We start from the raw sequence: 20831 nt of genomic DNA, 5'->3' as shown, positions 1-20831 counted from the left end.
AGAACATCTTTAAAGCAGTTTTTTTAATTTGAAATTTGTTGTTTGATGTTTCATCTTTACTTCCTGCGAAGGCAGGAATCTTGTTAATGGTTATACTTTGTTTTGTTTTAAAACACCCCTAATGAGCTTCGCTCAGTATCGTCAATGAAAATATATTTTCATTTCAATGATCCTCAAGGGGAGAATCTATGTAAGGGAATTTTTTATAAATTTTTAAACATTAATATTTTTAATTGTCTTCTTGTGCGCAGTTTAAGGATTTAATTCTTTACTAACTAGGTTTCGACTGCGCTCAACCCGACAATCGTTATTCATTTTTAACTTTTAATTCTTCTTTCTTATCTCTAGAACCATACCCTAAAATACCCAACAAGTTTTCACTCTTCTGTTGCTCTGCAAAAACTCTAGTATTTAGGTTTCCATCCGCATCTTTTTGGATTAAAAGGTGTTTAGGCGTTGGAATTAAACAGTGTTGCAAGCCACCAAAACCACCTATGGTTTCTTGATAAGCGCCCGTGTTAAAAAAGCCAATGTACAAATCTTTATCCTTGTTGTATTTTGGCAAATAAATGGCATTAGTGTGTTGCTCGCTGTTATAATAATCGTCACTATCACAAGTTAGACCTCCTAACAATACACGCTCATAGCTATCGTGCCAACGGTTAATTGGCAACATTATAAAACGCTTATTAATTGCCCAGGTATCTGGTAAAGTTGTAATGAATGATGAATTAATCATGTTCCATTTTTCACGATCGTTTTGTTGTTTTTGATAGAGAATCTTGTAAATAGCTCCACCACTTTCGCCTACTGTAAAACTTCCGAATTCTGTAAAAATATTTGGTGTATCTACCGCTTCTTCCTCACAAACTAACTTTATCTGATTTACAATTTCATCGACCATATAGGCATAATCAAAATCGAAAGCCAATGAGTTCTTTATAGGAAACCCACCGCCAATATTTAAACTATCTAAACTTGGACATATTTTCTTTAAAGCTGTATAAACCTTTAAGCACTTATGTAATTCATTCCAATAATAGGCATTATCTCTAATCCCTGTATTGATAAAAAAGTGTAACATTTTAAGTTCAACATTCTTGTTTTCCTGAATTTGAGCTTTATAAAATGGTACAATATTTTTGTACCCTATACCTAAACGTGAGGTATAAAATTCAAACTTTGGTTCTTCTTCAGAAGCAATTCTTATCCCCACTTGGAACTTGCCGTTTATCTCTTGAGACAATAAGTCGATTTCTTCATAGTTATCGATAATTGGAATGGCATTTTTATGACCATCGTTAATTAAATCAGCGATATTAGAAATGTATTGTTCGCGTTTAAAACCGTTACTTAATACATAAGTGTCATTTGTTATTTTGCCTTCTTTTTTAAGTGCTCTTACAATATCGATATCGAAAGCTGAAGAGGTTTCAATATGAATATCATTCGTTAAGGCTTCATCTAAAACATGCTTAAAATGCGAACTCTTAGTGCAATAGCAATAGTTGTATTTTCCTTTATAATCGTGTTTTTTAAACGCATCAGCAAACCACGTTTTAGCACGCTGTATATTATTAGAAATTTGTGGCAAGTAGGTAAATTTTAAAGGTGCGCCATAGGTTTCCACCAACTTCATTAAGTCGATATCGTGAAAATGCAACGCTTTATCCTCAAGTTTAAATTCGTTTTGAGGAAAGTGAAAGGATTGATCGATGAGATCAATGTATTTATTGTTCATGTTGTGTATTAAAAATTCAAGTATAAAATAAAAAATATAAGTGCAAACTTTGTTAAGGTTACGTTATATCATACCTGAATCTGGTTTTGTGTTGTAGGTACAAAACCATAAATGTGCTGACTAGCAGCTATCGCAGAAGCGGAAGTTAGCTCTAAAATTCGGTTACTTAATCTATAAGCTGCTCTTGAATATGACTTCCTAATTTTCAAGCGCCCGAACATATAAACATGTTTCAATTGTTCAGCTAAAATTGGTTTTATTATCTTGTTAGATAGGCACCAATTTCGCGGTAAATATATCTTTTTTTTTAATACGAAAAATATTTTTTTGCTATTTTTAATATATTGATTTCCATAAACATAAAACTCACCAAGGTCTTAAAACGAAGTATAAAAACTGTATTTATTATATTAAACGCACACGAATTTAATTCCAATTACACATATTTACACACCAACAATACACCTTTTATTAAAAGCAAGCCTAACAACTATATATTAGAGCTTATTACATATTTTACAATATTACAGACTATGAAAAAAATGACTTATTATTTATATTTCTTATTAGTTCCTACTTTTGGTTTTAGTCAAAATTTGATAGAAAATGGAAATGCAGAAATTAGTCCATTTACTGAAAACGGATGGACTCAAATCACAGGTGATTGGCAACAACGAACGGAATCACCTTTACCGCAAGATGGGCTAGCCTATTTTTTTGCTGGCGCTAATAGTAGTGCTGAATTATTTCAGGATATCGATGTCTCTTACAATAGCACGACAATCGATGGTGGAAATCAATATTACACATTTAGTTGTTATTTGCATTCATGGCCACAAACACCCGCAGATGAAGGTAGAGTTATAGTCGATTATATAGATACAGAGGGTTTCGTATTAGAGACTTATGACACTGGCGTAAATACCACTACTGATGAATGGGTCTTATTTTCTGATACACGGTTAGCTCCTGTAGGCACTAGGACAATCAAAATCACTTTAATCTCTGAGCGTAACCAAGGTAGCAATAACGATGGCTATATTGATAATATAGAATTAACAGAAAGTGATGGCTTGAATACCGAACAGTTTGCAAAAGATAAATTTACCCTATTTCCTAATCCTGCAGAGCGCAACATTCAAATTTTAGGGCTGACAAAGGATTTAAGTTACGAGATTTTTAATATGGTTGGAAAAAAGGTAGCGACCGGCAGAACTTCAAAAAATAATTTAATTAATATTGAATCCCTTACTAAAGGATTATACTTTATTCAAACGGATACCCAAACTTTGAAATTCATTAAAAAATAGGTTTCAGAAATGTTGGTTAAGCTTATATCTGTGATTTATTTACTAACTTTAATGTTTTACTCTTTTGGGTCATTTGGGTCATTGTTACTTTGACCTCGAAATTGAATACTGCATTAAGTTTATAAAATTATGAAAAAGATATTTGCATTATTTATCATTACCTGCCTGTTCTTTGATGCCGAAGCACAAAGTATTTTAGGTGCTTGGGAAGCTTATACGACTACTAAAACTGGTGACAAACATAGAACTGTCTTTATATTTACCGAGGGTTACCAAGTTGTAAGCATTTATAATACAACTACTGGAAAATTTATTAGTACAGAAGGCGGTTCTTGGAAACTACAAGCGGACACATTAACACAAACCGTAGAATTTGACACTGAGAATTCGGAACGTGTAGGCACTGAAGAACGTTCTCAAATTATTGCGACTGAAAAAACACTTGATATCACCAACTCTAATTTAAAAATGACTAAAATTGATGATGGCACACCTGGAGAACTACAAGGTGCTTGGTTAATGTCTGGCAGAAAACGTGATGGTAAAATTCAATCGCGAGATACAAACCGACCACGAAAAACCATGAAAATTTTATCTGGAACGCGCTTTCAATGGATTGCTTACAATACCGAAACCAAACAATTTATGGCTACTGGTGGCGGAACCTACACTACTTTAAATGGTGAATACATAGAGCATATTGAATTCTTTTCAAAAGATGATTCTAGAGTCGGAGCAAGCTTAGATTTTAATTATGAGCGTATGGATGACGAGTGGCATCACTCTGGCTTGTCTAGTAAAGGAGACCCTATTTATGAAATATGGCAAATTCGTAAATAAAGTCTACTAGACCTCAATCTATTAGATTTTATGCTTTAACTTAAATGGAAAAGCGTAACAAAATCATTCGGTTGCACCTAACTCTAATTTTGCAGTAAACATTTAAGCAAATTATTACTCATTGCAGACAAGTGCCTGTTCTTTCATAGTACCATCTGACTTAAGCTTCATGTGCCAAGCAAAGGCTTTTGCGAGAATATGAGGTGTATGGCCACCCAACTTATAAGCCTCTTCAAAATAGTCTAAAAGTTGCGCTTTATATTCTGGATGTGCACAGTTTTCAATAACAACCTTAGCCCTTTCTACAGGTGCTAAACCTCTAAGGTCAGCCAAACCTTGTTCCGTAACCAAAATATCTACATCGTGTTCACTGTGATCCGTATGAGACACCATAGGAACAACATGCGAAATACGACCTTCTTTAGACATGGAAGGACAAGCAAAAATACTCAGGTAACCGTTTCTAGCAAAATCACCAGAACCACCAATACCGTTCATCATCTTAGTCCCTGCAATATGTGTGGAGTTTACATTTCCATAAATATCAACTTCAATGGCAGTGTTAATTCCTATAACCCCCAAACGACTAATTACTTCAGCCGCATTACTAATATTCTGAGGTCTTAATAGCAGCTTGTCTTTATAGGCTTCAAAATTACTAAACACTTTTTTAGAACAGCCTTCTGTTACAGTCATTGACGATGCTGAGGCAAATAATAATTTTCCAGAATCAAAGAGCTCAAAAGTGCTATCTTGAAGTACCTCTGAGTACATCGTTAAATTTTTAAACTTACTATTCGTAAAACCAGATAAAATAGCATTCGCTGTTTTTCCGATACCTGCTTGTAAAGGTAAAAGTGATTCTGTTAAACGCCCTTCTTCAACTTCTTTTTCTAAAAACTTAAGAATATGTTCAGAAATTGCTTTAGTTTTTTCGTCTGGAGCTGCAATTACAGCAGGACTATCAGGCAATTCTGTATAAACAATTGCGGCTACTTTATCTGGATTAATTTTAATAAAAGGATCACCAATTCTAGTATCTGACTCTAACACCGGAATAACCTCACGATTCGGTTGTTTTTTAAGCAATTTGACATCGTGAATTCCTTTAAGACTCTCAGGGAAAGTCGTATTGATTTCGATAATAATTTTATCTGCATTTTCAGCAAAAATAGGCGAATTACCAATAGAGGTTGTCGGCACAATATAGCCTTCTTCCGTTATAGATACCGCTTCAATAATGGCAATATCAATTTTAAATTGATCAATTTTCTGAAACATATCTGCCGTTTGCCCTAAATGTTGATCCACATAGAGTACCTCGTGATTATTAATACTTTTTCTTAAAGTCGGGTCTGCTTGAAACGGCATTCTTTTATATAAGGCGCCATTTTTTGCTAAATCAGCATCGGTATTATACCCTAAAGAAGCACCACTCATTACAGTAACTTTTAAATCTTCAAAGAGTGCACGTTTGGCTACTTGTGGTAAAACCGCCTTACTATCTCCCGCTTTAGTAAAACCACTAACGCCTAATATATCATGATTTTTAATTAATAAAGCAGCCTTTTCTGGGCTCTGAATTTTATCTAAATAAGCTGAATACTTAACTCTCTGCATAGTCCTTATTATTTTATAAATTATAAGTGAAAAAAATCACTATTAAATTACTGGTTTAGTTTCTAATGTATTTTCCAATAAAAGCGAAAAGCAATTTATATAAGTTATTTAATGTCTTTTTATTTAAATAAGACATTAATTTATTAATTTAGGACACAAAAGATAAAATAGCAACTATTGGAGTTAAAATTGCAAATATTATGGACACAAAATACTATTTAACGGAGGTTGATAAAATTCCAGATAGCATCTTTTGTTACCACAATTTAATGGGTGAAAAATTCATTGAATCACATAGCCATAACAAAGGTCAGTTTTTGTATACTGAAGGCGGCGTAGTACATATTAAAACTAAAAACAACACTTACTATCTACCAGCACGGCATTATATGTGGATTCCTCCCAAAACAAGGCATGCTATTTATCCTAACTCACCAAAAGTGATAATGAGAAATCTGTACTTCCCTATGCCATCTAATGCTTCAATTTTTTTTCTAAAAGAAGGTATTTATCCTATCAACAACTTACTAATGGAATTATTATTATTTACAAAAAACTGGAATGGAGATATTACAAAATTACAAACAAACAATTACGCTATCGCATTTGCGTTTAAGGCGCTTTTAGAACAAGCCGTATCTAAGTCTTTACATTTTGAATTGCCGCATCCTACGGATAACCGACTAATTATTATCATCAACTATCTTAATAATAAAATTCATCAAGAACATTTATTACCGCAACTAGCATCAAAATTTAGTATGACCGATAAATCATTGTACCGTTTATTTAAGAAAGACGTAGGTATGTCATTTATTAAGTATTACACTAAATTGAGAATATTTAAATCTTTGGAATACCTAATGAATTCCGACTATAACATTTCGGAAATAGCAAATCGGGTGGGCTATAATAGTTTACCAACCTTTAGTGATACTTTTAGAAAAATTATGGGAAAACGACCCTCAGCTTATAGAAAAGCTAAAGGGGTTTATTTAAAATCTTAAATCAAACAAATACTAAAGCATTTTTAAAGTATTCAATTCTTGTTCTGTTAAATGCTTCCAGTGACCACGAGGAATATCTTTTTTAGTTAAATGCCCAATAGCAACACAATCTATTTTTACAAGATCATAATTAAGTTCATCAAAAATGGTACGTAGAATCGTGTTTCCAGTATTTTTAATCTTAATTCCAACTTGATTTTTAGATTCGCCTTGAATATAGCTAATCTCTTCAACGGTAATTAATTTTCCTTCGACTTTAAATCCGTCTTGTATCTTTTTTAAATCTTCAAATTTTAGATTCTTATCGAGTTCTACTTGAAACAATCGTGATACTCCACTTTTAGAATTGGTGAACTTTTGCCTCACTTTATCGTCATTAGTAAACAACAATAAACCTAGAGAATTTCTCCCTAAGCGACCTATTGGTTTTATACTCGCATTTGTGGCATTGGCTACCAAATCCATAACCGTTCTGCCTTTGCCCTCAGCTGTTGTTGTTGCAAATCCTTTAGGCTTATTTAATAATACATAAACACTAGGCTCTGGTGCAATACGTCTACCATCAAACTTAACTTCATCTGTACGTTTAACTTTGTACCCCATTTCGGTAACCACTTTTCCATTAACCGTAACCAAACCTATAGCAATATTTTCATCTGCCTCGCGACGTGAACAAACACCGGAATTCCCGATGTATTTATTTAAGCGAATTTCATCTGGTTTAGATGCTTTTTTGTCTGATTGTGTTTTCTTTTTAAAAGGAGCGTTTCCTCTAGCAAAACTCTTAGTCTTACTATTAGCATTTCCTCTTCCTGAAGTTTTTCCTTTTCCTTTGCTATCTTGATTTCTGCTCATAATATATTCCCGAGAATAAGGGAGTCGTTTTAATTGTTATTATAATCACTAATTTATAAAATATAAGCTATTTTAATAAATAATGCTACAAAGGTATAACAATCCTTAGCATCTTTTACTTAATTAGATAAGTTGTTTGACTATTATAATGGTTTCATGCGTATAAAAGAATACTGAACGTCTTAGACGTAAACGAGTTAATAAAACAAAAGACACCAATAAAACCCAAATGATGATTGAATTTTACAGGTCAACAATCGTCAACTCAACACCCAATTCAAACAATCTACTTTTCGTTTTTTCATCGATACCAGAATCGGTTATAATTTGATCTACTTTATCTAGCTCGCAAATTCTACCAAAGCCTTTTTTATTGAATTTTGAAGAATCCGCCAAAACAATAATCTTTTGCGAAGAATTAATCATCTCTTTATTTAAAGATGCCTCCATTAAATTAGTTGTTGTAAGCCCATAATCTAAATCAATACCATCGACGCCTAAAAATAATTTAGTAAACGTAAACTCGGCTAACATTTTTTCTCCAATTGGCCCAACAACAGAGGCCGAACTTCGTCTGACCATACCACCTAACTGCATTACATCAATCTCTTTATTTTTAGCTAAAATTATAGCTGTATTTAAAGAAGCTGTTAACACGGTCAATCCTTGTACAGGTTTTATACACCTAGCAAACTCAATCACTGATGTTCCAGATGCAATTATGATACTATCATGCGGTTCTAAAGTTTTAGCAGCTGCTATTGCTATTTTATTCTTTTCGGGCGCATTTATCTTCTCTTTTATTTTTACAGGGTTCTCTGTAATATATGGATTTACAGGAATTGCTTTACCGTGAGAACGAAACAATAGCTTTTTTTCTTCAAGAAGTTTAAGGTCTTTTCTAATTGTAACTAAAGAGACATTAAATTCTTCACTTAAATTACTGACTGTCACAAATCCATCTGCATTTAATTTCCTAATAATACGTTTATGGCGATCTACAATATTCATCTTATAATATTCCGTTCACACAAAAATAAAGATTATAGCCATTATTCTTACACTGAAACAGCAAATATTTCTTCGTTTTAAAAAACAAAACGAAACCTAATATTATCTATTTAAAAAAATAAACCGTAAAAAAATCCTAATCACTGAATTAAATCAAGCGAATATTACGAAAATGACACCTTAAATTCAAAAAAAACTAAAAATAACAATAAAAAACTTTTTTTTTGGTTTCGTTTTGTTGTAGTTTTATATTCGAAAAGAAAAATAACAAAAAAATAACTACAAATTAACCCAAACAATCATGGACAGAAACAAAATGATCAATAAGTTAAGAAGTGATTCAAAAACTTATGATTTCGTAATTATAGGAGGAGGCGCAACTGGAATTGGCATTGCGCTCGAAGCGTCCGCAAGAGGATACTCAGTAGCACTACTTGAAAAATCTGATTTTACAAAGTCCACATCAAGTAAAGCAACAAAATTATTACACGGAGGGGTTAGGTACCTAGCACAAGGTGATGTTGGCCTAGTAAGAGAAGCCGTGGTTGAACGAGGCTTAATGCTTAAAAACGCACCACACATTACTAAAACACAATCCTTTATAATACCCACACATGGTTTATACGACGAAATACTCTACACCGTAGGCTTAACTTTTTACGATTTATTAGCTGGAAAACTAAGCTTAGGGCGCTCAAAACGTATTTCTAAATCCAAAACCTTAAAACGCATTTCACTTATTAATCCAGATAAAATTTCTGCTGGTGTTGTTTATTACGATGGTCAATTTGATGACTCTCGTATGGCTATAAACGTACTTCAGAGCGCTGTTGAACTCGGTGCTTTAGTTGCTAATTACTGTTCTGTTGAAGACCTAACTAAAGACGAAAAAGGAAAAGTTACAGGCGTAAAAGTTCTTGACGAAACAGATGGAAGCACTTTCGAAATAAAAGGAAAACAAGTAGTTAATGCTACAGGTGTATTTGCTGACGATGTATTACGAATGGACAAACCTGGAGCCGACAAAACAATAGCACCAAGTCAAGGTGTTCACTTAATGCTAGACAAATCCTTTTTACCTGGAGATGATGCTATTACCATACCTAAAACAGATGATGGACGTGTATTATTCTTAGTGCCATGGCACAACCGCGTTATTGTAGGAACAACTGACACACCTTTAGAAAAAGAATCTTTAGAACCTGTAGCACTTGAAGAAGAGATTGGATTTATTTTAAGTACGGCAAGCCGTTATTTAACAAAACAACCTAAAAGAAGCGATGTATTAAGTGTATTTGCAGGTTTACGTCCTTTAGCTGCACCTAAAGCGAAAGGAAACAAAACTAAAGAAATATCAAGAAGCCACAAAATTTACACTGCTGACTCTGGGTTATTAACAATAGTTGGTGGCAAATGGACGACCTTCAGAAAAATGGGCGAAGACCTAGTAGATACCGCCGAGAAAAACCAAGATTGGAAACATATTGCTACCAAAACAAAGCATTTAAAAATACACGGTTATAAAGAAAACATTAACCATAATGACCCCTTGTATTTCTATGGTAGCGATGAAGAAAAGGTATTAAAATTATCTAAAGAAAACGGATGGGACAAATCTCTAAGCGACTCTATGGGAGTTATACAAGCACAAGTTGTGTGGGCCGTAAGAAATGAAATGGCACTAAACATTGAAGATTTCCTAGCCAGAAGAGTACGTTGCCAATTATTAAATGCAAAGGAGAGTATTGAAATGGCGCCTGAGGTTGCTAAAATAATGGCAAAAGAATTAGGTAAAGATGACGCTTGGCAAGCTCAACAAGTAAAAGAATATAAAGAGGTTACCTCTAATTATATATTATAAACAACAACTTTAAATAACTAGACTGCAATGAAAGACAAACTAATTTTAGCATTAGATCAAGGTACTACATCATCTCGAGCTATCTTGTTTAATCACAGTGGAGAAATCGTAAAAGTTTCTCAAAAACCTTTTGAACAAATTTTCCCTAAACCAGGATGGGTAGAACATGACCCAAATGCAATTTGGTCATCTCAAATTTCAGTAGCTGCCGAAGTTATAGCGCAGCACGGCATCAATGGCGAATCAATTGCTGCTATTGGTATTACAAACCAAAGAGAAACCGTAGTGGTATGGGATCGTGAAACTAGCGAACCTATTCACAATGCTATCGTATGGCAAGATAGAAGAACAGCAAGATACTGTGACGAATTAAAAGACGCAGGTCATATTGATTTAATTAAAAAGAAAACAGGTTTAATTATTGACGCTTATTTCTCAGCAACTAAATTAAAATGGATTCTAGACAATGTAGAAGGCGCAAGAGAAAAAGCTGAAGCAGGAAAATTATGTTTCGGTACAGTAGATTCTTGGCTTATCTGGAAACTTACTAGAGGAAAAATGTTTATTACAGACGTATCAAATGCCAGCAGAACTATGCTGTATAACATTCACGATATGGCCTGGGATGACGAATTACTAGAACTTTTCAATATTCCTAAATCAATGCTTCCTGAGGTTAAAGAAAGTAGTGAAGTATACGGAACTACAGCCACAACATTATTCTCAACAAAAATACCAATTGCAGGTATTGCAGGTGATCAACAAGCTGCATTATTTGGGCAGATGTGTACAAAACCAGGAATGGTTAAAAATACTTATGGCACAGGATGTTTCTTATTAATGAACACAGGAGAAGAAGCTGTTTATTCTAAAAACAATTTATTAACTACTGTAGCTTGGAAAATAAACGGAAAAACCACTTACGCACTAGAAGGTAGTGTCTTTGTTGGAGGAGCTGCAATACAGTGGTTACGTGATGGTGCGAGAATGGTAAGAACTGCCCCAGGAATTAATCACTTAGCAGAAATGGCTGAAGATAATGGAGGCGTGTACTTTGTACCTGCATTAACAGGCTTAGGCGCTCCTTATTGGGACCAATATGCTCGTGGTGCTATGTTAGGAATTACTCGTGGAACAACCGATGCACATATAGCACGTGCAACACTAGAAGGTATTGCTTTTCAAGTTTACGATATCGTTAAAGCTATGGAAGCGGATGCTGGAAATGAAAGTGTTGAACTTAGAGTTGATGGTGGTGCAGCAGCAAGTGACTTGTTGATGCAGATTCAGTCTGATTTATTCGGATTTAAAATCATAAGACCTAAAACCTTAGAAACAACAGTTATGGGTGCTGCGTATTTAGCCGGTTTAGCGGTTGGTTATTGGGATAGTATAGACGACATCCAATCACAATGGGTAATTGACAAAGAGTTTTATCCTGAAGCCCCTCAGGAAAAAGTAGACAACCTGCTGCATTACTGGCATAAAGCAGTTAAGTGTGCTCAAAACTGGATTGAAGAATAACTAACAACCATAAAAACCAAAAATCATGTCAATATTATTAGCAGAAATATTAGGCACCATGATCCTCATTATATGTGGTAATGGTGTTGTTGCAAATGCCGTATTAAAAGGCACAAAAGGTCATGGGTCGGGATGGATTGAAATCACCACGAGTTGGGCCTTAGGTGTATTTCTCGGCGTAATTATAGCAGGTCCATATAGTGGTGCCCACTTAAATCCGGCCGTAACTGTAGCATTAGCTACAACAGGCGACCTTTCATGGGCTGTAGTCCCTGAATACCTTGCCGGTGAAATGATTGGCGCTATGTTAGGTGCATTTTTTGTATGGTTAGTTTATAAAGACCACTTTAAAATCACAGATGATGAAGAAGGTAAATTAGCTTGCTTCTGTACAGGACCAGCGATTAGAAATACGCTCTCAAATTTAACAAGTGAGATTATAGGAACCTTTGTTTTGATATTCGTAATATTTTATATCACTGGACCTAGTTTAGACTTAGGACTTGACTTAGGCGTAGAAACAAATCCTGAAGCTGTAATGGGTCTAGGTTCAATTGGTGCAATTCCTGTAGCATTTACGGTATGGGTTATTGGTTTAGCATTAGGTGGTACAACTGGTTATGCTATTAATCCTGCAAGGGATTTAGGACCAAGACTTATGCATGCCATACTACCGGTAAAAGGTAAAAGTGATTGGAGCTACTCTTGGATTCCAATTGTAGGGCCTATCATTGGAGCTTTAATTGCATCCTTTTTATATATGGCTATAAAGTAATATTCCCTTCATATAACAACAATAAAAATGAAAAAATTATTAATAGTATTCGTAGCACTAATTACAGTGCAAATGGGCCAAGCCCAAGACACTGAATTAGAAAAAACTGAATTGAAAGACAGTCCTATTGATTTTAATTTAGACTTAAAAACAAACCACCTTTGGAGAGGTTTGGTTATCACAGACAAACCAATGGCAGCTGTTTTTTCAAAATTAAACTTAAATGAAAAAGGCAGTTTTACTACAGGGTTCTGGGGAGGAATGGCGTTTTCTAATGATAGCGATGGCACCTCTTACAAAGAAATAAATTACTATGTACAATATGCTGATAACGGCTTTTCAATTGCACTTTGGGATTTATTTAATACTAGAAGCGTAGAAAATCCTGATATATGGGATTATGACAAAAACACCAGCACACACTTACTAGATTTGAGAACGTCTTATACGTTTTCAGAAAAATTCCCTTTAAGATTAGAAGCTGATGTACTATTGTTTGGAAGTGGCGATTCGCAATTAAATGATGATGGCGATAGAGAACAACGTTACTCTACTTATGTGGAAGCATCTTATCCTATTATTAGAGAGTCAAAAGTTAATTTAAATGCTTTTGCAGGTGCTGCTTTTTCATTAAACGGAGACACGCACTTGTATGGTGATGGTGAACAAAATTTCGATTTTGTAAATGTCGGTTTAACCGCTACAAAAACGCTTAAATTTTCTGATTTAAGCATCCCTGTAGCTGCTACGACAATGTGGAATCCTTCACAAAGAATAGCAAGAATACAACTAGCGGTTAGCTTGTTTTAAGCTTATTGCAGTATAATTTGTGATTATAATACCCTATGTTTCGGGCTTCCTGAAACCATAGGGTATTTTATTTGAATCCACCTTAAAGCGTTTAGAAATTAACTTCAAAATAAAAAACACCTTTTAGTGGTGCTTATTCCATTTTAATCAACCCCCAATTCATAGATCTAAATTCTATTTAAAACTATTGAAACATCAATTAGCAAAATAGAAAATACTCCTGTAACAATGATAAATTTTAAAATATTATGAAGTATGAGGTAATGTGTTTTCTTATTTGATTTTAATAAGATAATCAGGTAAATTAATAGCAGAAAAATACTGAGATAAAAGAAGTAATACATATGACCAATCTTAAAAAAGAAGATAAGTACAAGCGCTGAAATCACCGTAAGCACAACAACAATAGCTAACATTAGTTTAGACATTTTTTCGCCATAAACCACAGGAATTGTTCTATAGTTTAATGCTAAATCGCCTTTTATATTCTCTAAATCCTTTGTCAATTCGCGCATAGAAATCAATAAAAACAAAAATATACCATGCGCAAAAACTACTTTCTCAAAATTTTGATAATAAATAAAAATGACAAAAAATGGAGTAACCGTTAATATCGCTGAAACTACATTACCAACTAATGGTAACTTCTTTAAACGATGGGAATAAATCCAAATGGCAAAAATATAAATCGCAAAAAAGATAACGGCTTTAAAAGACACATAGCTAGCAAATACAACAGCTACAAAATTGAGTACAAAATAAAATGACAGCTTTGTATTCTGACTCACTAAACGATCCAACATTGTTTTTCTTGGCTTGTTGATTAAATCTTTTTCAGAATCATAGAAGTTATTAATAATATAACCTGATGCAATTGTCGCAGAAGAAGCCAATACAAGCATTAAAAGATTAAGATCTAACAATACAGATTTAACAGGCATGTGGTGAGCAAAAATATAAACCGAAGCTAAATATTGCGCAATAACAACGACCAGAATATTATAACCTCGCACCACAGAAAACAAGCTGAAAAATTTAAGAAGAATGTGTTTCTGCCGTCTTGATAACATAAGCTTAAACTTTGGTGAAATTCTAAAATATTACCAGTTAAACAAAAGGATAAGGATAAAAAATAGCTAAGTAATACGAACTAGAAGCTGTAAACCACCTCTAACTTCTGACCTTTTAAGGCTTCTTTAGCGCGATCAATATTTTCGGTAAAACCTAAAATATAACCACCACCACCAGAGCCGCAAAGCTTAAGATAGTAATCGTTAGTCTCCAAGCCATTTTTCCATAAGTCATGGAATTGAGCAGGAATCATTGGCTTAAAATTATTAAGCACAATCTTAGATAATTGTTTGGTGTTTTTAAACAGGGATTTTATATCACCTTTTAAAAAGTCATCAACACAAGCATCAGTATGTTTAATAAATTGGTCTTTAAGCATACTGCGAAACCCTTCGTTTTTCATGTTTTCCATAAAAATACTCACCATTGGTGCCGTTTCGCCAACAATACCACTATCTAATAAAAACACAGCACCTTTACCTTCTGTTTTTTGAGACGGAATACCTGTTGCTTCAATATTATCTTTGGAGTTTATTAAAATTGGAAGACTTAAATAACTATTTAAAGGGTCTAAGCCAGAAGATTTTCCATGGAAAAACGATTCCATTTCAGAGAAAATTGCTTTTAACTTTAATAATTTTTCTCGGGTTAAATTCTCTAAAACCGTAATTTTATCAATCGCATATTTATCGTAAATAGCAGCTACTAAAGCACCACTACTTCCTACGCCATAGCCTTGCGGAATAGAAGAGTCAAAATACATGCCTGCATCTACATTTTTTTGTAGAGCATCAATATTAAAAGTGACTAATGCTTTATCTAAACCTTTTAAATACGTAACATATCGCTTTAAACTTGCATTAGATTCTTGAGCCAGTTGGTCAGGATTTTCATCTACTTTAAGTGCACCATTATAAAAATTATATGGAATAGACAAGCCTTTAGAATCTTTAATAATTCCATACTCCCCAAATAATAGAATCTTAGAATAAAATAATGGTCCTTTCATGTAATTAAAGCAATTTCTTTAACAAATATACGTATTAAAATTATATTTGGTTGGCACCGAGTCCAATTTGATCACAAATATAATGCCCGTTTTGACAATAGCTAACCAATTCACGCTTAATAAATTCGATAATCGATTCCTTTTCACTTTCAGGATACAAGACATGAACATTTGCTCCGGCATCTAAGGTAAAACAAACTTTAGAATTGGTTTTTAATCTGTATGCCCAAATCTTATTAATAATTTCTAATGTATTAGGTTTCATCAAAATAAAATAAGGCATGCTCGTCATCATCATGGCGTGAAGCGTTAAAGCTTCACTTTCAACAATTTTTATAAACTCATTTAAATTGCCAGAGGCCAAAATCACTTTCAATTTTGCTAAATTATCATGTGCTTGAACAAAACGCTCTTTCGCAAATGGATGACCATACATTAATTGATGACCAACGGTACTACTCACCTGTTTTTCACCTTTATCGACTAACAATATAGTGTCTTGGTAATTTTTAAAATTTGAATGTACTTCGCCTTCAAATTTCACACCATATAAATCTGAACTTTCAGAAATACTTTCATTTTCTCCCCACACAACAAGTTCGCCTTCTACACTTCTACAAGCACTTCCGGAGCCTAATCTTGCTAGAAAAGATGCTTTTTGCCTAAAATATGTTTGAAATGCATCACTATCATTCTGCTCGTCTCTGAGTTTTTGCTCTATACTCATTAAACACAGCGCAATGGCGCTCATTCCTGATGCAGAAGACGCAATACCTGAGCTATGCGGAAAAGTATTTGAGGTTTCAATTTTAAAATGGTAATCTTTTAAAAATGGCATATAGATATCTATGCGCTTAAAAAAAGTCTGAATCTTTGGCTTGAAAGCTTCATTTTTTTCACCTTCAAAATATATATCAAAACTAAAATCTGGTGTCTCATTGAGCGCAGTGGAAAGGTCTTTTTTAATAAATGATATTTCTGTAATCGTTTTACAATCTGAAAGTGTAAAACTAATGGATGGATTTTCAGGAATTTGATGTTCCTTTTTCCCCCAATATTTCACTAAAGCGATATTGCTTGGTGACTCCCACTTTACAGATCCACTTTGTATATTAGAATTATAAGATTTAAGAATAAAGTCTTGTACTATCATTGCCTATTAAATATCTGACAAAGATAATAGTTTTACCATAGTTTTATAGTTTCTAGCCGTTGCATTAACCTTCAATTTTGTTTCAAAATAACTAAGATTAAATTTTGAACGGCCATAACCCTTCTTACAGTATAAATAAATGCAGTCATTAATAATATGGTACTCATCCTCAGGGTATGTTTTTTTAACCGCTTCTAAAACTAATTTTTTACAAGGTACTTTATTAAGTATTACAAAATAACTTTCTACCTTCTTATAGTCTTCAAAAGGCGAATCATTAAAAATTTTAGATAATTGATTTCTAGTTTTAACTAAAATAGGGAGATTAAGACCAAAATGACTTAAAATAGAATTATGAATTAACTCCTCTAAAGCTTTAGTATCTTTATTTAAAGATTGAAAAAAAACATTTCCGCTTTGTATATAGGTTGTTACATTATCTAAGCCTGCCTCAGTTAATAAGGCCCTTAGCTCCACCATAGGAACCTTATTACGCCCACCAACATTAATACCTCTTAAAAGCGCGATGTATATATGCATGAAAAAAACTTTAAAATTTAAATCTAATATTTTCAAATTCAATGATAGATTGAAAATCCTTTATTCACAAAAAAAGCCGTAGAAAATCCATAAAAGCAAATAAAACATCTACAAAAAGCAAATAAATACGTTAAAACAACATTTGTTTTTGAAAAAAGTGTAGTTTTACCCTTTAATATTCTAATTTCATGTGTCTACCCAAATCGAACGCTGTTATTATTTTGTTAGCATGTTTAATTATCACAGGGCTTAATTTAAACGCCCAGGAATTACTTCTAACAAAGGAAAACAATACGTCTTTTAACTTTGATAGTTCTAAACTAGATTTACTAGTTAGTAAGGATAGCCTTTATCAAGCTACAATTCTACTTAATGAAACTATCAGTTTTTCTAAAAAGCACAATTTAAAATCTGCTGAGGCCAAATCATATAACGGTTTAGCTGATGTTTTTGCTAAAATGTCCAATTTTAAACAAGCAGAAAACTATCATTTTAGAGCTTATAAAATATATGATTCCTTAGACGATAACAAAGGACGTGACCGTGCACTTTCTGGATTAATACACACCTATACAGAAGACAAAAATTTCAATAAATTTGATAGTATTTACCCCAAAGCACAAAAATTATCAAAGGCATTAAACAGTGAAATTTATTTTATTAATCTTGAAAACAAACTCAAAAGGGATTATTACGATTTTAAAAATGAAAGTTTATTAGAGATTTCTACTGATGGATTAAAAGCTATAGAAGCTACCGACTTTGAGAGCTTAACTAATTCTATAGATTATCATCCTAAAAATTTAAAGCAGAACCTTATACAATCATTTAAGTATTACAACGCTATAGCACATGTAAAACAGAATCAAACGAACCCTGATAATTATAAACTTTTATTTGCTATAAATGAAGACGAATTAAAAGCTTCATTCCAGACCAACATAAACTCTTCTCGAAAGCTAGCCACCTTCAACTATTACAAGTTTTTATATTATACAGATGCAAAGAAAGATCTAGATTCTGCAAACAAATATATTTTAAAATCCGACAAGTATAAGTACTATGCTTTAAATCAAATCGAAAATAAAAACATTAGGAATGGTGATTTAGTCTTTAAAATTATTAATGCAGAACAAAAGTTAGAACTTGCAAAAGAACTACAGATTAAAGATGCAAAAAGCTCTCAGGTTTTCTTGATTAGCACAATTATTACGACCGGTTTATTATTAATAACATTGAGTTTTTGTTATTTTTATTTTAAAGCAAAGCGAAATGTTGCTGTAATAAATAATGCTTTAACAGCCTCTAACGCTAAACTTATTTCTATTGATAAAGATCGATTAGAGTTCTTCTCTATACTGAGTCATGAATTACGAACACCTATATATGGCATCAGTGGTTTAGCGACGTTAATTGATCAGGAAAATGACCCTAATAAAAAACAATCCTATTTAGACTCATTAATATCTTCTAGCAACTATTTATCTATTTTAATAGATAACATTCTGCAAGCAAACCGACTAAAGTTTGAAAACAAAAACTTACGATTAAAGCCTGATAAAATTAAGAAAATTGTTAACTATGTTATAAATACAGTAACAATAGCTGCTAGAGATAAAGGCCTGGATGTTAATGTTCACATAGATGATTCTGACGAAAACGAATGCATCTTAGTTGATAAGGTTGCATTTAGTCAAATCCTAATCAACTTAGCCTATAACGCTATTAGATACACTAAAGAAGGCCATATTACGATTAATGTATTTGAAAAAAGCAGAAATGGCAATGAGATTACATTACGTTTTGAAGTTAAAGACACTGGTATTGGTATTAAGGAAGAGCATCGACCTATTGTTTTTAGTGCCTTTGAAAACAAAGCTTTTTTAAATAAAAATAGTAGTGGCTCTGGTCTTGGATTATATATTGTAAAGACCCTATTAAAAAGTCATAATTCGGATATTGATTTTGTTTCTACACCTAATAAAGGGACTTGTTTTTTCTTTGAAATTACATTTCAACTTTCAATCTCCACAGAAAACCAAATAAAACCCGCAATTTTACCACAAAGAGACCATCATGTTTTAGTCGTGGACGACAACAAAATTAACTTATTAATTACTAAAAAAAATATTGAAAAAATAGAAGGGTATAGTTGTCAGACCATTTCAAATGGCAAAGAAGCAATATCTATTGTCAAAGAAAAGGACTTTGATATGATTTTAATGGATATTAACATGCCAGATATGGACGGTTATGAAGTTACCAAACACATCAGAATGTTTAACCCAAACATACCTATCTTAGCCCTCACAGCCTTAAATTCTTCTGAAATCTCTACAAAAGCTGACACGGCTGGCATTAATCAAATCATTACAAAACCTTATCTTTTTGAAGATTTCAAGGCCATTGTAACCTCATATAGCACTAATCCAAATCAATTTAACATTATTGATGCAGAAGCAATATAGGCACCTGTCCAAGCATTCTGAAAATTAAACCCCCCTGTAATCGCATCGACATTCATAACTTCTCCTGCAAAATAAAGATTAGGAATACGTTTACTTTCAAACGTTTTAAAGTTAACCTCTTTTAAATCGACGCCACCTGCAGTAACAAACTCATCTTTAAAGGTACTTTTCCCTGTGACTTGAAAAACAGCTGTTGTCAGTTGACCTGCTAAGGCTTCTAATTGTTGTTTATTGATATCTGCCCAACGTTCGGTTTCTTTAATAGTTGAAGCAGAAACTAGTGATTTCCAAAGGCGTTTTGGCAAGTCGAACTGCGCCGAATTAAACACCGTCTTTTTAGCAAATTCTTGTTTGAAATTTTTGAGTTGATCTAGACATGTTTCAAAATCTAATTGAATAAAATTAATTTCAATTTTAAAATTATAATTCAATTTCGCCAATTCTACAGCTCCGAATGCCGATAGTTTTAAAATCGCTGGCGCACTCATGCCCACGTGTGTAATTAACACTGGACCATTAGATTCTAAATCAGTTCCAATAACTTTTATGTCGACATGTTTTGCGACGACTCCTGGAATATCTTTAATACGCTTGTCTTTAATATCAAATGTAAATAATGACGGAACGGGTTGAATAATAGTATGGCCTAAATCTTCTAATAAATTCCAGATTTTAGGATTACTACCTGTAGCAACTAATAATTTTTTGGATTGAAAATCACCTTGAGAAGTTTCAATAGTAAAGCTATTTTCTAAGGCCTGAATTGACTTTACGGAATGATTATAAAGCACCTCAACTTTGTGTTTTTCTGCTTCATTCAAAAAACAATCAATAATCGTTTGCGATGAATTTGAAACCGGAAACATTCTCCCATCCTCTTCTATTTTTAATTCCACTCCACGTTCTTCAAACCACGTAATAGTATCACCTGTCATAAACGTATGAAAAGGCCCTAAGAGTTCTTTTTCTCCTCTTGGATAATTTAATACTAACTCTGATGGTATAAATTCAGCATGTGTCACATTACAGCGTCCACCACCAGAAATTTTCACTTTTTGTAATCCTTCTTTGCCGCGTTCTAAAATCGCAACCGATAATTCAGGATGCTGTTCTGCGATGTTAATGGCAGCAAAAAAACCGGCAGCTCCACCACCAATAATTATAATATCTTTTTGTGTATTCAAACTATTATCTTAAGAAGATTTTGTGATTATTTATTTGTGTTATTTAACACCA

The 20831-nt window shown here is 33.2% G+C and carries 17 protein-coding genes; 8 read left to right on the top strand and 9 right to left on the bottom strand.

What is annotated here, in order from left to right:
• Window positions 1-307: 307 nt before the first annotated feature.
• Window positions 308-1741 carry a type III PLP-dependent enzyme domain-containing protein gene (locus tag HM982_RS01435; protein WP_179351341.1) on the bottom strand — a complete coding sequence of 478 codons (1434 nt, stop codon included), beginning with the start codon at window positions 1739-1741 and terminating at the stop codon, window positions 308-310.
• 542 nt (window positions 1742-2283) lie between these two features.
• Here HM982_RS01435 and HM982_RS01430 point away from each other — a divergent pair.
• Together HM982_RS01430 and HM982_RS01425 are read left to right on the top strand one after the other, a co-directional pair.
• Complete coding sequence (locus HM982_RS01430; protein ID WP_179351340.1) at window positions 2284-3051, top strand: T9SS type A sorting domain-containing protein; 768 nt, start codon at window positions 2284-2286, stop codon at window positions 3049-3051.
• A 129-nt stretch (window positions 3052-3180) separates the two neighbouring features.
• Complete coding sequence (locus HM982_RS01425) at window positions 3181-3891, top strand: membrane or secreted protein (protein WP_179351339.1); 711 nt, start codon at window positions 3181-3183, stop codon at window positions 3889-3891.
• A 114-nt stretch (window positions 3892-4005) separates the two neighbouring features.
• Here HM982_RS01425 and HM982_RS01420 read toward each other — a convergent pair whose 3' ends face one another.
• Window positions 4006-5511: a succinate CoA transferase gene (locus tag HM982_RS01420; RefSeq protein ID WP_179351338.1), complete on the bottom strand. Its 1506-nt coding sequence runs from the start codon at window positions 5509-5511 to the stop codon at window positions 4006-4008.
• 200 nt (window positions 5512-5711) lie between these two features.
• Here HM982_RS01420 and HM982_RS01415 point away from each other — a divergent pair, with 200 nt between their 5' ends.
• Window positions 5712-6518, top strand: a complete 807-nt coding sequence (locus tag HM982_RS01415) for an AraC family transcriptional regulator (protein WP_179351337.1) — start codon at window positions 5712-5714, stop codon at window positions 6516-6518.
• 12 nt (window positions 6519-6530) lie between these two features.
• Here the strand turns inward: HM982_RS01415 and HM982_RS01410 are convergent, their stop codons facing one another.
• Window positions 6531-7373 carry a pseudouridine synthase gene (locus HM982_RS01410; RefSeq protein WP_179351336.1) on the bottom strand — a complete coding sequence of 281 codons (843 nt, stop codon included), beginning with the start codon at window positions 7371-7373 and terminating at the stop codon, window positions 6531-6533.
• 243 nt (window positions 7374-7616) lie between these two features.
• Window positions 7617-8384 (bottom strand): DeoR/GlpR family DNA-binding transcription regulator, encoded by a 768-nt coding sequence (locus HM982_RS01405; protein ID WP_179351335.1) that lies wholly within the window; start codon window positions 8382-8384, stop codon window positions 7617-7619.
• Between the two features lie 301 nt (window positions 8385-8685).
• Here HM982_RS01405 and HM982_RS01400 point away from each other — a divergent pair, with 301 nt between their 5' ends.
• The 4 genes from HM982_RS01400 to HM982_RS01385 are packed head-to-tail and all read left to right on the top strand — an operon-like array spanning window position 8686 to window position 13354.
• Window positions 8686-10245, top strand: a complete 1560-nt coding sequence (locus HM982_RS01400) for a glycerol-3-phosphate dehydrogenase/oxidase (protein ID WP_179351334.1) — start codon at window positions 8686-8688, stop codon at window positions 10243-10245.
• Between the two features lie 27 nt (window positions 10246-10272).
• The gene (gene glpK, locus HM982_RS01395; RefSeq protein ID WP_179351333.1) at window positions 10273-11769 is read left to right on the top strand and encodes a glycerol kinase GlpK; all 1497 of its coding nucleotides are present in this window, start codon (window positions 10273-10275) and stop codon (window positions 11767-11769) included.
• A 25-nt stretch (window positions 11770-11794) separates the two neighbouring features.
• Window positions 11795-12544 carry an MIP/aquaporin family protein gene (locus tag HM982_RS01390; RefSeq protein WP_179351332.1) on the top strand — a complete coding sequence of 250 codons (750 nt, stop codon included), beginning with the start codon at window positions 11795-11797 and terminating at the stop codon, window positions 12542-12544.
• A 27-nt stretch (window positions 12545-12571) separates the two neighbouring features.
• A complete protein-coding gene (locus HM982_RS01385) occupies window positions 12572-13354 on the top strand; it encodes a hypothetical protein (protein WP_179351331.1) in 783 nt (260 codons plus the stop codon).
• 167 nt (window positions 13355-13521) lie between these two features.
• On the opposite strand, the gene HM982_RS01380 is transcribed toward HM982_RS01385, so the two are convergent.
• The 4 genes from HM982_RS01380 to HM982_RS01365 all read right to left on the bottom strand — a co-directional run bounded on the left by HM982_RS01380 (window position 13522) and on the right by HM982_RS01365 (window position 17127).
• A complete protein-coding gene (locus HM982_RS01380) occupies window positions 13522-14424 on the bottom strand; it encodes a geranylgeranylglycerol-phosphate geranylgeranyltransferase (protein ID WP_179351330.1) in 903 nt (300 codons plus the stop codon).
• 80 nt (window positions 14425-14504) lie between these two features.
• Window positions 14505-15434: a mevalonate kinase family protein gene (locus HM982_RS01375; RefSeq protein WP_179351329.1), complete on the bottom strand. Its 930-nt coding sequence runs from the start codon at window positions 15432-15434 to the stop codon at window positions 14505-14507.
• A gap of 40 nt (window positions 15435-15474) precedes the next feature.
• A complete protein-coding gene (locus tag HM982_RS01370; RefSeq protein WP_179351328.1) occupies window positions 15475-16587 on the bottom strand; it encodes a diphosphomevalonate/mevalonate 3,5-bisphosphate decarboxylase family protein in 1113 nt (370 codons plus the stop codon).
• Between the two features lie 6 nt (window positions 16588-16593).
• The gene (locus HM982_RS01365) at window positions 16594-17127 is read right to left on the bottom strand and encodes a DUF1697 domain-containing protein (RefSeq protein WP_179351327.1); all 534 of its coding nucleotides are present in this window, start codon (window positions 17125-17127) and stop codon (window positions 16594-16596) included.
• A gap of 188 nt (window positions 17128-17315) precedes the next feature.
• Between HM982_RS01365 and HM982_RS01360 the strand changes: the two genes are divergently transcribed.
• Complete coding sequence (locus HM982_RS01360) at window positions 17316-19595, top strand: hybrid sensor histidine kinase/response regulator (protein WP_179351326.1); 2280 nt, start codon at window positions 17316-17318, stop codon at window positions 19593-19595.
• Here the strand turns inward: HM982_RS01360 and HM982_RS01355 are convergent.
• Complete coding sequence (locus tag HM982_RS01355; RefSeq protein ID WP_179351325.1) at window positions 19562-20779, bottom strand: BaiN/RdsA family NAD(P)/FAD-dependent oxidoreductase; 1218 nt, start codon at window positions 20777-20779, stop codon at window positions 19562-19564. The genes HM982_RS01360 and HM982_RS01355 overlap by 34 nt on opposite strands.
• Window positions 20780-20831: the final 52 nt, after the last annotated feature.

Origin of the sequence: Winogradskyella vidalii, from assembly GCF_013403955.1 — a bacterium.
Lineage (GTDB): Bacteria > Bacteroidota > Bacteroidia > Flavobacteriales > Flavobacteriaceae > Winogradskyella > Winogradskyella vidalii.
Note: the sequence above shows the minus strand (reverse complement) of the source record. Positions and strands in the feature narration are given on the sequence as shown.